We start from the raw sequence: 12,673 nt of genomic DNA, 5'->3' as shown, positions 1-12,673 counted from the left end.
CCGAACGCATGGGCGCAACGTTGCGCCGCATGCTCCGAGCGCGCGCGTTATTCCTCGGCAATCGACGCGTTCGTGTACACCTCTTGCACGTCGTCGAGGTTCTCGAGCGCGTCGAGCAGTTTTTGCATCTTCACTGCGTCTTCGCCGGTGAATTCGACTTCCGTCTGAGGCTTCATCGTGACTTCGGCGAGTTCGGCCTTGAAACCGGCCGCTTCGAGCGCCGTCTTGACCTTCGAGAAGTCATTCGGCGCGCACAGCACTTCCACGCTGCCGTCGTCGTTCGTGACGACGTCGTTCGCGCCGGCCTCGAGCGCGGCTTCCATCAGTTTGTCCTCGGGCGTGCCGGGCGCGAACAGAAACTGGCCGACATGATCGAAGAGAAACGCCACCGAACCGTCCGTGCCCATGTTGCCGCCGAACTTCGAGAACGCGTGCCGCACTTCGGCGACGGTACGCGTGCGATTGTCGGTCATCGTATCGACGATGATCGCGGCGCCGCCGATACCATAGCCCTCGTAGCGAATTTCCTCGTAGCTCGCGCCATCGACACCGCCCACGCCGCGCTGGATCGCGCGGTTGATGTTGTCCTTCGGCATATTGGCGTCGGTCGCCTTGTCGACGGCGAGGCGCAAACGCGGGTTCGAGTCGATATCGCCCCCGCCCATGCGGGCCGCCACTTGAATTTCCTTGATGAGACGCGTCCAGACCTTGCCGCGTTTGGCATCCGCGGCCGCCTTCTTATGCTTGATGTTGGCCCATTTGGAATGACCAGCCATACGTTTCTCCGTGGCGCGTGCCGACCGGGCACACGCATGATGCGTTTTGTCGATTGCGAATCGTGTGAACCGTGCGAGTCCTGCCGATGGTTCAGGTGTCGGGCGGCGTGCCGCGATTGCGCTTCGCTCGATGGTGCCGCGCGTTGTCCGCGATCCCGGGGCCGCGGCGGATAGGGCAGACCGTCCTCAGAGCAGACGTCGATTTTACCATGCCGCGTCGGCGCCGGCGGTCGCTGGCAAGGCCGCGAACGCGCCGGCCGCTTTTCAGTTCTTCGTGCCGAACAGGCGGTCGCCGGCGTCGCCGAGGCCGGGCACGATATAGGCGTGCTCGTTCAGGTGGGAATCGAGCGAGGCGACGAAGAGTTTGACATCCGGATGCGCGCGCTGGAACACCTCGACGCCTTCGGGCGCGGCGACGAGCGCGAGAAAGAGGATGTTCTCGCCGGCCACGTTGCGGCGCTTGAGCACGTCGATGGCATGCACGGCCGAATAGCCGGTGGCGACCATCGGATCGCAGAGGATGAAGATGCGGTCTTCGAGGTCGGGCAGGCGGACGAGATATTCCACGGGCCGATGCGCGTCGTCGCGATAAACGCCGATGTGCCCGACTCGCGCGGAGGGAATCAGCTCGAGCAGTCCGTCGGACATCCCGATGCCCGCGCGCAGCACCGGAACGATGGCGAGCTTCCTACCGGCAATCACGGGCGCATCGACTTCGACGAGCGGCGTGGCGACGCGTTTGGTCGTGATCGGCAGATTGCGCGTGATTTCATAGCCCATCAGCAGCGTGATTTCGCGCAGCAACTCGCGAAACGTGCGCGTCGACGTGTCTTTGTCGCGCATGTGCGTGAGCTTGTGCTGAATCAGCGGATGATCGAGGATGGACAGGTTGGGAAAACGCGGATCTTGTTTCATGGCGGGCGTGGGTGCGTGCCGAGGGCGTGCGGCGGCTCGATGACATTGCCCGCCAGTGTACCGAAAGATCCGCTTCGCGCGTCGCTGCGGGGATTCTTCTACAATCCCGTCAATTCGTCGCATCGACTCAACGAAACACTGGGACATCGCCATGGATCTGGGGCTCGCAGGCAAGACCGCACTCGTATGCGCGGCAAGCAAAGGGTTGGGGCGCGGGTGCGCCGAGGCGCTCGCCGCCGAGGGCGTCGAGTTGGTGATCGTCGCCCGCACGGCCGAGACGCTCGAGGCGAGCGCCGCCGAGATTCGTGCCAAGACGGGCGCGAGCGTGCGCACCGTAGCCTGCGACATCACGACGGCCGAGGGGCGCGCGGCGGCGCTCGCGGCCTGTCCACAGCCCGATATCCTAGTCAACAACGCGGGCGGGCCGCCGGCCGGCGATTTCCGTCAGTTCACGCACGACGACTGGATCCGCGCGCTCGAAGCCAACATGCTCACGCCGATCGCGTTGATCCAGGCGAGCATCGACGGCATGATCGCACGCGGGTTCGGCCGCATCGTCAACATCACGAGCTCGGCCGTCAAGGCGCCGATCGACGTGCTCGGCCTGTCCAACGGCGCGCGCTCGGGGCTCACCGGCTTCGTGGCCGGCGTGGCGCGCAAGGTGGCGGTGCACAACGTGACGATCAACAATCTGCTGCCGGGCCTCTTCGATACCGACCGCATTGCCACCACGTTCAAGGCGCAGGCCGACGCACGCGGCATCAGCATCGGCGAGGCGCGCCGCGAGCGCATGAAAACCATTCCCGCGGGCCGCTTCGGCGAGCCGGGCGAGTTCGGCAAGGCCTGCGCCTTTCTGTGCAGTGTGCATGCGGGCTACATCACGGGCCAGAACTGGCTCATCGACGGCGGCGCGTACCCCGGCACGTTCTGAGCGCTTGGGCGAACCGCTGACCGCTAATGGGTCTCGCGTCGTCGGTTTTCCGTTACATCCAGAGCATTTTTCGCAACAGTAGTCCGATTTGACGGCAAGGAGCCGCTTCATGAGTCCATGCGTCGCATTGATTGCGCACGATCACAAGAAAGACGACATCGTTGCCCTCGCCGGCGAATATGTCGACGTGCTGCGCCGTTGCCGCCTCGTTGCGACAGGCACGACGGGCGGGCGGATTGCCGACGCGCACGGGCTCACCGTCGAGCGCATGCTCTCGGGCCCTTACGGCGGCGATCTGCAAATCGGCGCGCGGCTCGCGGAAGGCGGCGTGGACGTGGTTGTCTTTCTACGCGACCCGCAAACCCCACAGCCGCACGAGCCCGATATCAATGCGCTCGTGCGCGCCTGCGACGTGCACAACGTTCCCTGCGCGACCAACATTGCAACGGCGCGCATGATTCTCGACGCGCTGACGCGGCATCTCGGCGACCGCGCGTAAGCGCGGCGCAAGCGGCGGCGGTTGCGCGCGCCGCGCGTCACACCGAGCAGCACTTACCCAAAGGAGAACATCATGGTCAAGGCAATTCGAATCGAGCGAACGGGCGGACCCGAGGTGATGCAGTGGGTCGACGTTGACGCAGGCGAGCCGGGCCCGGGCGAGGTCCGCGTCAAGCATCATGCGGTAGGGCTCAATTACATCGATGTCTACTTCCGCACGGGGCAATATCCGATGCCGCTGCCGGCAGGCCTCGGCATGGAGGCGGCGGGCGTGGTGAGCGCGACGGGGCCCGGCGTCACGCAGTTCAAGACGGGCGATCGCGTGGCGTACGTCGCGCGCCCGCCCGGCGCCTATGCCGAAGAGCGCGTCTTGCCGATCGCCACGCTGGTCAAACTGCCCGACGCCATTTCGTTCGACGATGCGGCTTCCGCCATGCTGCAGGGGCTGACAGCGCAATACCTGCTGCGCCGGACCTATCGCGTGCAAGCCGGCGACACGATCCTGATCCATGCCGCGGCGGGTGGCGTCGGACTCTTCGTCTGCCAATGGGCAAAGGCGCTCGGCGCGACGGTGATCGGCACCGTCGGCTCGGACGAGAAAGCCGAGTTGGCACGCGCACATGGCTGCGACCATCCAATCGTCTATACGCGCGAGAACTTTGCCGAGCGAGTGAAGGAACTGACGCGCGGCGCGGGCGTGCCTGTCGTCTACGACTCCATCGGCAAGGACACCTACAAGGCCTCGCTCGATTGCCTGGCTCCGCTCGGCTATTTCGTCAGTTTCGGCAGCGCGTCGGGGCCCCTGCCGGCGATCGAGGCGTCGGAGTTGTCCAATCGCGGTTCGCTCTTTTTCACGCGCCCGACACTGTTCAGCTACATGGGCAAGCGTGAATGGCTCGACACGATGGCGGCCGAGCTCTTCGACGTACTGGCTTCGGGCAAGGTCAAGACGAATGTGCGTCAGCGCTATGCGTTGGCGGACGTCGCCACCGCGCACCGCGACCTCGAAGCGCGCAAGACGACGGGCTCGACCCTCCTCATACCCTGAACGAGCCGAGCGCCGCGTGGGCCGCGTTATCCGGCCCCGCTGCCGCAGCCTTGCCGCCGCACCTGTCGATTTTAGCGAGAGCGGACGCGACATCGCCATGTCTATAATGAGACAAAGCCGGGCGAAGCGTGGGGACGGAATGCACGACGTTCGCTGGCGGCAAGTCTAAAGGGAGGAGCGATGCTCAATGCGCTTTCGCTCGGCGCGGGCCTGTCCTGGGCCAGCGGCCTGCGGCTCTATTTGACGGTGCTCCTCGTCGGTGTATTCGACCGGCTGAACATCGTGCATTTGCCCGATTCGCTCGCGGCACTGGCTTCGCCGTGGGTCATCGGCGCCGCGGCTTTTCTCGCTGCCGTCGAGTTCTTCGCCGACCGCATTCCCGCATTCGACTCGCTCTGGGACGCCGTTCATACGTTTATCCGCATTCCGGCCGGCGCACTGCTCGCCGCCGGCGCGCTGGGCCATGCCGATCCGGCCCTCATGACCGTTGCCGCGCTGGCCGGTGGCACGCTCGCCGGTTCCGCCCACCTCACCAAGGCCGGAGCGCGCGCGCTCATCAACTTGTCGCCTGAGCCGTTTTCGAACTGGATCGCTTCGTCGACGGAAGACGTGCTGGTCTGTATTGGTCTCGCGCTCGCGTTTTTCGCACCGGTTGTCCTGCTGGTATTGATGGGTGGCTTCCTCCTTTTTGCCGGCTGGGCGTTGCCGCGGCTGTGGCGCGGCGTGCAGGGCGGATTTCGCGGCATGGCATCGCACATGAGCTCGCGGCTCGGTTCGTTCGGGGGCAAGCGCGATTGAACGATGCGAGCGGTGCGAGCGCTGCCAGTCCCGACCCACGCGCTAGTCGTGGCGCTCGGTTCTTACTCCTGATCCGGCAGGCGCTGCGCATGACCGTGCGCGACTGGCGCGCGGGCGAGCTGACGATGCTCTCGCTCTCGCTCGTGCTCGCGGTGGCGGCATTTGCGAGCGTCGGTTTTCTCGCCGATCGTCTCCAGCAGGGCCTCGAGCGTGATGCCCGGCGCATGATTGCCGCCGATTTCGTCGTGCGCGCCGACCATCCCGTCGATGCCGCATTCGTCGATCGAGCGCACTCGCTCGGGCTGCGCACCGCCACTACGATCATTTTCCCGACCATGGTCGCGGGGGCGAACGGCGCGGCTGGGCAAGGCGAGGGCGCTATCGCCAACGCGCGGCTCGCGGCGGTCAAGGCCGTCTCGCCCGGTTATCCGCTGCGCGGTGCGCTGCGCATCGCGTCGGGGCCGACGGCGCCCGATCGCACTGCGCAGGGCATTCCGGCACCGGGTACCGTTTGGGTGGACGCCGAGCTGCTCGGCGCGCTGCATTTGCACGTGGGCGATCGCGTGATGCTCGGATTGCGCACGTTCACGATCGGCGCGGTCATCACGCGCGAGCTCGATCGCGGCTTTGCATTCGTCAACTTTTCGCCGCGCCTCATGATGCGCGCCGATGCGCTGCCTTCGACGGGCCTGCTGGGTTACGGCAGCCGTGTGACTTATCGGCTGCTCGTGGCCGGCGACGACGCGGCGGTTGCCGAGTTCACGCGGTTCGCGCATGCCCGCGTGGATGGCGGAAAAATGCGAGGCGTGGCGCTCGAATCGCTGCAGGAAGGGCAGCCGCAGGTGCGCCTGACGCTCGATCGGGCTGGGCATTTTCTGCGCCTAGTCTCGCTGCTGACGGCATTGCTTGCGGCCGTCGCCATCGCCATGGCTGCGCATCGCTACACGCGGCGGCATCTCGACAGTTGCGCCGTCATGCGTTGTCTGGGCCTTGGGGCCGCGGCGCTGCGCACGCTGGTGGCCCTCGAATTTCTGATCGTCGGCCTGGCCGGGGGCATCGCGGGTGCGGCGCTCGGTTACGCAGGGCATTTCGTGTTGCTCGCGTCGCTTCGACAACTCATCGCCGTCGATTTGCCGCAACCGGGGCTCGCACCGGCGCTCGAAGGCATGGCTGCGGCGCTCGTTTTGCTGATCGGCTTCGCACTGCCGCCGCTCGTCCCACTCACGCGGGTGCCGCCCGTGCGCGTGCTGCGCCGTGAATGGGACGGTCAGGCCCGTACCGCATGGATGGCCTATGCCGCGGGCATCGCGCTCTTCGCCGGGCTGCTCGTGCTCGCGGCGGGCGAGCTCAAGCTGGGCGGCATCGTCGCCGGCGGCTTTGCCGCGACGCTGCTGATCTTTGCGGGCGTTGCGCGCGCGGCGCTGTCGGCCGCCTCGCGCACAGCGCGCAGCGAGCGTGCCGGGGCGCGGCTCCCGGCCGGTGTCGGTTGGCGCTATGCGCTCGCCTCGCTCGAACGGCGCGGTGCGGCCAGCGCGTTGCAGATCACCGCGCTTGCGCTCGGTCTCATGTGCCTGCTGCTGATTGCCATGACGCGCAACGATCTGGTGGCGGGCTGGCGCAAATCGACCCCACCCGATGCGCCGAACGAGTTCCTCATCGATATCCAGCCCGATCAACGTCAGGCTGTCGCGAGCTATCTGAGCGCACACGGCATAGCGGGAGCGACGCTCGAGCCGATGGTGCGTGCGCGGCTGACGACGATCAACGGCAAGCCGGTCGACCCGGGCGCGTATCGGAACGACGATGCGCGGCGCCTCGTGGACCGCGAGTTCAATCTGTCGTACCGCGCCAAGCCGCCCGATGACAACCGGATCGTGCAGGGCCGCTGGTTCGGTGCGGCTCAGCGCTCCGAGATTTCGATCGAGGAGGGCCTCGCGAAGCTGATCGGCGTGAAACTCGGCGACGTACTGCGCTTCGATATCGCCGGCCAATCCGTGGAGGCGCCGATCACGAGCGTGCGCAAGCTCGACTGGGGGTCGTTCAAAGTGAACTTCTTCGTGCTGATGCCGCCCGCCGCACTCGATGCATTTCCGGCGATCTATATCACGAGCTTTCACTTGGCTGCCGAGCGACGCGCGGTACTCGATGGTCTCATCGCCCGCTATCCGAATCTGACGGCCATCGATATCGGCCCGATCCTCGCACAGATCCAGCACATGCTCGAGCAGGTGATCGGCGCGGTGCAGTTTCTGTTTCTCTTCACGTTGGCGGCGGGTCTGCTCGTTCTCTACGCGGCGCTCGCCGGCACGCGCGACGAGCGCATGAGAGAATCGGCCCTGTTGCGCGCGCTGGGCGCTTCGCATGCGCAGGTGCGCGCGGTGCAGGCGGCGGAATTTGTCGTCGTCGGCGCCCTCGCCGGGGCGATGGCGGCGATCGGGGCGCAGGTGCTCGGCTCCGTGCTGGCCACTCGCGTCTTCGATTTCTATCTGGACTTCGATCCGTGGGTGTTGCCCGCCGGCATCGTTGCTGGCATCGCGTGCGCCGGTGTGGGCGGATGGCTCAGTCTGCGGCGCGTGTTGACGCGCCCCGCGGGGCAGACGTTGCGCGACGCTTGAACGTTGACTCTTGCATCCCTCGCGCTGCAATTTCTCTTTGTTTTTCCGGCTTTACGTATGACCGACAATACCGACGACTCGCAGCCCGCCCAACCGACGGCATTCGAACTCGTGGGCGGCGAGACACGCGTGCGCGAACTCGTCGACCGTTTCTACGACCTGATGGATCTCGAACCCGAGTTCGCGGGCATTCGAGCATTGCATCCGCCGTCGCTCGACGGCTCGCGCGACAAGCTCTACTGGTTCCTCTGCGGCTGGCTTGGCGGTCCGGACCACTACATCGAACGGTTCGGCCATCCGCGCTTGCGCGCGCGCCATCTGCCATTTTCGATAGCGTCGTCAGAACGCGATCAATGGCTGCGCTGCATGGCTTGGGCCATGGAGGATGCCGGCTTGCCCGAAGCGTTACGCGAGCGGCTGCTGACTGCGTTTTTCGACACTGCGGATTGGATGCGCAACCGGCCCGGTTGAACGGCCGTCCTCGAGCGCGAACGTAATGCGATGCGGTGGCTACGCCAGGAAGTCCCGACCTGAGAGAACTCTGCCTGCCAAACCGGCCCGGTTGAGTAACCGGTACAGTGCTTGGCTATAGGCGATCGAACGCTGCCTGTCCGCGTGTGCCGCGGGGCCGCGATAATGCGATTTTGGAGCGCGGGCGCCCGCCTGTGCCACCGGAAAGAGACTTTCGAGGACCGACTATGACGACCCAAGCGTTATTCCGCGAGGACGCCTATCTGACCCGCTGCGAGGCGACGATCGTCGCGCTCGGCGACGACGGAATCCTGCTCGATCGGACCGTGTTTTATCCGCTCGGCGGCGGTCAGGCGGCCGATACGGGCGCGCTCGTACTCGCCGACGGCACGCGCATTGCGATTGCCGACACACGCAAGGCGAAGTTCGAGGGCGCCACGCCCGACGACGCGTTGCACGTGCCCGCGCCGGGGCAAGAGGCGTTGCTCGCGCGGTTGGGTGCGGGCGAACCGGTCGTGGCCGAGATCGATTGGGAGCGGCGCTACCGGCATATGAAGCTGCATACGGCGAGCCATCTGATGTGCGCGGTGCTGCCTTATCCTGTCGACGGCTGCAGCATTACGGTCGACTACGCGCGGCTCGATTTCGCGACGACGGAGCCGATCGAACGCGAACTCGTCGAGACGCGTCTCGCATCGTTTGTGAAGGGTGAGCACCCGGTGGCCACCGAATGGATTACGGACGACGAGATGGCCGCGCGGCCGGAGCTCGTACGCACGATGAGCGTGAAGCCGCCGATGGGGCTGGGCCGCGTGCGGCTTTTGAGGATTGAAGACGTGGACTTGCAGCCGTGCGGCGGCACGCATGTGCGCAACACGGCGGAGATCGGCGCGCTGCGCGTGGCGAAGCTCGAGAAAAAGAGCGCGCGCACGCGGCGCCTCGTATTGGAGTTTGTGTCATGACGGAACCCGGGATGAGGGAAGCAGGAACCGATTACGACGTGCTCGATCCCACAGCGCGAGCGGTGCTCGACTTCTGGTTCGGCGAGCCGCGATCGCCTCGTTTCGGCCAGGTATGGAATTGCTGGTTCTCGGGCCACGACACGTTCGATGCGCAACTACGCGAACGTTTCGGCGCAACGTTGGCATCGGCGCGACGGGGCGAATACGCTGGGTGGCAGCGTACGCCGCTTGGCACGCTCGCCCTCATCGTCGTGCTCGATCAGTTTTCCCGGAACATACACCGCGGCAGTGCCGAAGCTTTTGCGGCCGATGCACAGGCGGTCGAGGCCGCCCGCCGCATGGTGGCAACACGTGCTGATCGCACGCTGCCGACGCCGCACCACCGCGCGTTTGCCTACTTGCCCTTCGAGCACGACGAATCGCCCGAAAGCCAGGAGACGTCGGTGCGTCTGTTCGGCGAGCTGGCAGACGAGAGCAAAGATGCCGCTGGCTATCTTGGGTACGCTCGCCAGCACGCGGTCATCATCGAGCGCTTCGGACGTTTTCCGCACCGCAATGCGTTGCTCGGTCGTGAATCGAGCGATGAAGAACGCGCGTTTTTGCTCGAGCCCGGGTCGTCGTTTCGATAGCCGGCCAGCGTGGCGTGAGGGGTGCCGTGCCGAGCCCGTGCTAACGCGTTGCCAGCGCTTCGGGCTCTTTCAACCCATAACCGGCGGTGAGCCGCTCGTATTCGGCGATCAATTGGGCACCGAACAGCAGCAGCGTGCCCAGTGCTTCGAGACTGACGAGCACGACGATCGCGGTCGTCATCGATCCGTACACAACGCTCACCTGTGACAACGTCGCAAAATACCAGACCAGTACGCGACGCGTGATCTCCCACAGCGCCGCGGCTGCCACGGCGCCCATGACGGCATGGCGAAACGTGGTGCGTCCCGCCGGAATGATGATGTAGATCGCGGTCAGGACGAATATTTCACCGGCAACGCCACACAGGTAAAGGATGACTCGCGTCGTTCCCGTCAGCGAGACCGCGTGGCCGAGCAGTACCACCCTATCCGACGCGACTGCCTGCAGGCTGCTCGTGACAAACGTGATGAGCAGCACGCCGATGCCGAGCGAGAGACTGAAGCAATACGGGACGATCGCCGATATCAGGAAGTGGCGCCGCCGGATGACAACGCGATGCACGAAGATGATCGACAGTGCGTTTTCGAGCACGGTGAACGCAAGGGAGCTGAAGAAAATCATCGTTACGACGAGGAACCAGCCCACCACCGAGCGATGCGCGAGAAAATTGGCGAGTTCGCCGACGATCGCTTTCGACTGTCCGGGCACCAGCCATCTCAGCAGCCTTTCGAGCGTATCGAGCAGCAGTGCCTGGCCGATCACATGACTGAATGCGATGGCCACCAGAATCAGCAGCGGTACGATCGAAAGCAGTGAATAGTACGCAACCGCGCCTGCGAGAAGAAGGCCTTGATTCTTTCGAAATGCTTTGAGAACTTGGACCGTGAACTGAAAAGGATGACGGGCTACGAAGCGCAATGCCCGCCTTCGCGCCTCCTTTTCAATCCGTTGCGAATGCATTGGCGCGTTCATAGCGCACCGGCAGCCAGCTGATTTCCTTTGGCTTGCGCGTCGCTATTGCCGTCCGGCTGCGAGCGCGCGTGCAACGCCTCGATACAAGCGTCGGTTAGTTCAGTGAAAGAACCGATCGTCGTCTCCTTCGCGGGGCTGCCCGCGGCCGGTTGATCCGGCGCGCTTTGGCGCCGCGCGGCGTCGGGATCCCCGTCAAACGCAATGCCCATGATGAGGTGCGGCGAGCGCGCTCGAAGCCCCCGGACGAGGTTGCGCAGATAGGGAGGCGATTCGCGCCAATCAAGCGTCACGAGACAGATGACGGTGTCGTGACCGATCCGGGTCTCGTCGACGCGTCTGCGCAAGAACCGTTCGGCCGAAAGGGCAGTCGCCTCGATGCCGCGCCGACGCAGCAGTTGCACCAGGATCGTTGCGGCAACGCCGTCGAACTCACCGCGCCCCCTGACACAGAGCACGGTGGCCGGCTCATCAGGTGCTTCGTGCTGGCTGTCGTGAGACTGCCCACGGCGCATGCCGCCCCTCGTGCGCCCGGGCTTGCGCGGCGCGACGCTCAGGCCCGGCGAATCGGCCGATGCGAGCCCCCGGACGACGCCCAGTGCCGCGAGGCGCACGGCCGTGAGTTGGCCGGGCGTGATCACGCCACGCGCGACGTCGCCGCAGGCGAGCCTCAGGCATTCCAGCATGACCGTGTCGTACCAGGCCTCGGGAGAGGATTTTTCGAGCATCGTCGAGGCTTGAGCGAGTGCATCGGGTACGTCGTCGGCCAGCAAACGCTGATAGAGGTTTTCGCCCGGTGTCAGCACCGGATGATCGCCGAACAGCACGTCGAGGAAGGCGACGCGTTCAATGTGGCGCCCGAGCGTCACGAGACAGAGCGTAAGCGGTGTAGACAGCACGAGCCCCACCGGTCCCCATATCCAGCTCCAGAAAATGGCGGCGATGATCACGCCGAACGGCGACAAGCCCGTGCTGTTGCCGTATATCAGCGGCTCGACGAACTGGCTCGCGGTGAGCTCGATCACCGCGAACAGAATCGCAGTCCAGACCGTCATCCACCAGCCGGGCCCGATGGCCGCGGCGAGGATGACCGCGAGGAGCGCCGCCAGCCATGCGCCGATGTAAGGGACGAACCGCAGCAAGGCGGTCAGGACGCCGAATAACAATGCCCCCGGCACACCGATAATCGCGAGCCCGATGCAAATCAGTGCGCCGACGCTCGCATTCATCGCCACTTGAGTAAGAAAATAGCGGCTTAAGCGCCGAGCGGCCTCGTTCATCGCAGTCATGGTGCGATGCAGGTCGCGCACGCCGAAAAGGCGAATGAGCCTGTCGCGCAAATCTTCGCGTTGCAGCAGGATGAAAATCGCGATGACGGCTACGATGCCGGCCGTCTCGAGCGGACTCACCACCGGTGCGACGAAGCGCTGGACGAGTTTCAGCGACGAAGGCCGGGGTTCGATCACCTCGACGGACATCGGCGGGCGGCCCGAGCGGCTGGCCGAGCGGTCGTCGTTGCCCGGCGGTTCAGGAGGGGGCGCAATATGTCTGAGCGCGCCGCTCGCCCGTTTCAGAAGCGCATCCGCGCGGCCGAACGTCTCTTCGTGCAGCAATTTCGCCTTGCGCTCCACTGCGACTTCGTACTGCGGGAGGTCACCGGCCAACTGAGCGATTTGCGCGCCGATGAGGACGCTCGTCGCGGCCAGCACCAACAGCGCAACGAGCACTGCGGCGATGACCGACGGCGCATGGCCGAAACCGACACGCCGCAATGCGGTGGCGAACGGCGCCAGGACGAAGCTCAGCAACACCGCTAGTGTGATCGGCATGAGCACGTCGCGCCCGACGTAGAGCGCGCCGATCACCACGACGCCGGCGATCAGCGAAGTCAGTGCTCTAACACCCGGCACCTCGGGCGGCGAGCCACGGTCGCTGCTGCGCCGCGGCGGCATGGGACCAGTCATGATCCATATGCCAAGCAAATGCGATGCCAGGCGGGCGGTCTTTCGTTGGCGCTGCGCCTCGATCGCGCGCGAGCGAGTCGCTGTTCGGCACGGGCA

The 12,673-nt window shown here is 65.4% G+C and carries 12 protein-coding genes; 8 read left to right on the top strand and 4 right to left on the bottom strand.

Annotated elements, in window-relative coordinates:
* Positions 1 to 47: 47 nt before the first annotated feature.
* Together VGL01_RS18170 and upp are read right to left on the bottom strand one after the other, a co-directional pair.
* Positions 48 to 776 (bottom strand): YebC/PmpR family DNA-binding transcriptional regulator, encoded by a 729-nt coding sequence (locus tag VGL01_RS18170; protein WP_331571748.1) that lies wholly within the window; start codon positions 774 to 776, stop codon positions 48 to 50.
* 264 nt (positions 777 to 1,040) lie between these two features.
* The gene (gene upp, locus VGL01_RS18165) at positions 1,041 to 1,691 is read right to left on the bottom strand and encodes a uracil phosphoribosyltransferase (RefSeq protein ID WP_331571746.1); all 651 of its coding nucleotides are present in this window, start codon (positions 1,689 to 1,691) and stop codon (positions 1,041 to 1,043) included.
* A 151-nt stretch (positions 1,692 to 1,842) separates the two neighbouring features.
* On the opposite strand from upp, the gene VGL01_RS18160 reads away from it, so the two are divergent.
* From VGL01_RS18160 to VGL01_RS18125, 8 genes are all read left to right on the top strand, one after another.
* The gene (locus tag VGL01_RS18160; RefSeq protein ID WP_331571744.1) at positions 1,843 to 2,622 is read left to right on the top strand and encodes an SDR family oxidoreductase; all 780 of its coding nucleotides are present in this window, start codon (positions 1,843 to 1,845) and stop codon (positions 2,620 to 2,622) included.
* A 109-nt stretch (positions 2,623 to 2,731) separates the two neighbouring features.
* Positions 2,732 to 3,121 carry a methylglyoxal synthase gene (locus tag VGL01_RS18155; protein WP_173256545.1) on the top strand — a complete coding sequence of 130 codons (390 nt, stop codon included), beginning with the start codon at positions 2,732 to 2,734 and terminating at the stop codon, positions 3,119 to 3,121.
* 72 nt (positions 3,122 to 3,193) lie between these two features.
* Entirely contained in the window at positions 3,194 to 4,168 is a 975-nt protein-coding gene (locus VGL01_RS18150) for a quinone oxidoreductase (protein ID WP_331571742.1), read from the top strand.
* A gap of 180 nt (positions 4,169 to 4,348) precedes the next feature.
* Positions 4,349 to 4,966, top strand: coding sequence for a DUF4126 domain-containing protein (locus VGL01_RS18145; RefSeq protein ID WP_331571740.1), 618 nt, complete (start codon positions 4,349 to 4,351; stop codon positions 4,964 to 4,966).
* Positions 4,967 to 5,055: 89 nt separating this feature from the next.
* Positions 5,056 to 7,581, top strand: a complete 2,526-nt coding sequence (locus VGL01_RS18140; RefSeq protein WP_331571738.1) for an ABC transporter permease — start codon at positions 5,056 to 5,058, stop codon at positions 7,579 to 7,581.
* A 57-nt stretch (positions 7,582 to 7,638) separates the two neighbouring features.
* Entirely contained in the window at positions 7,639 to 8,052 is a 414-nt protein-coding gene (locus VGL01_RS18135) for a group II truncated hemoglobin (RefSeq protein ID WP_331571736.1), read from the top strand.
* 227 nt (positions 8,053 to 8,279) lie between these two features.
* Positions 8,280 to 9,014 carry an alanyl-tRNA editing protein gene (locus VGL01_RS18130; protein ID WP_331571734.1) on the top strand — a complete coding sequence of 245 codons (735 nt, stop codon included), beginning with the start codon at positions 8,280 to 8,282 and terminating at the stop codon, positions 9,012 to 9,014.
* Positions 9,015 to 9,025: 11 nt separating this feature from the next.
* A complete protein-coding gene (locus VGL01_RS18125) occupies positions 9,026 to 9,643 on the top strand; it encodes a DUF924 family protein (RefSeq protein ID WP_331571732.1) in 618 nt (205 codons plus the stop codon).
* A gap of 40 nt (positions 9,644 to 9,683) precedes the next feature.
* On the opposite strand, the gene VGL01_RS18120 is transcribed toward VGL01_RS18125, so the two are convergent.
* Positions 9,684 to 10,616 (bottom strand): YihY/virulence factor BrkB family protein, encoded by a 933-nt coding sequence (locus VGL01_RS18120; protein WP_331571731.1) that lies wholly within the window; start codon positions 10,614 to 10,616, stop codon positions 9,684 to 9,686.
* Entirely contained in the window at positions 10,613 to 12,577 is a 1,965-nt protein-coding gene (locus tag VGL01_RS18115) for an AI-2E family transporter (RefSeq protein WP_331571729.1), read from the bottom strand. Before VGL01_RS18115 ends, VGL01_RS18120 begins: the two co-directional genes overlap by 4 nt.
* Positions 12,578 to 12,673: the final 96 nt, after the last annotated feature.

This window comes from Trinickia sp. (genome assembly GCF_036503415.1).
GTDB lineage: Bacteria > Pseudomonadota > Gammaproteobacteria > Burkholderiales > Burkholderiaceae > Trinickia.
Note: the sequence above shows the minus strand (reverse complement) of the source record. Positions and strands in the feature narration are given on the sequence as shown.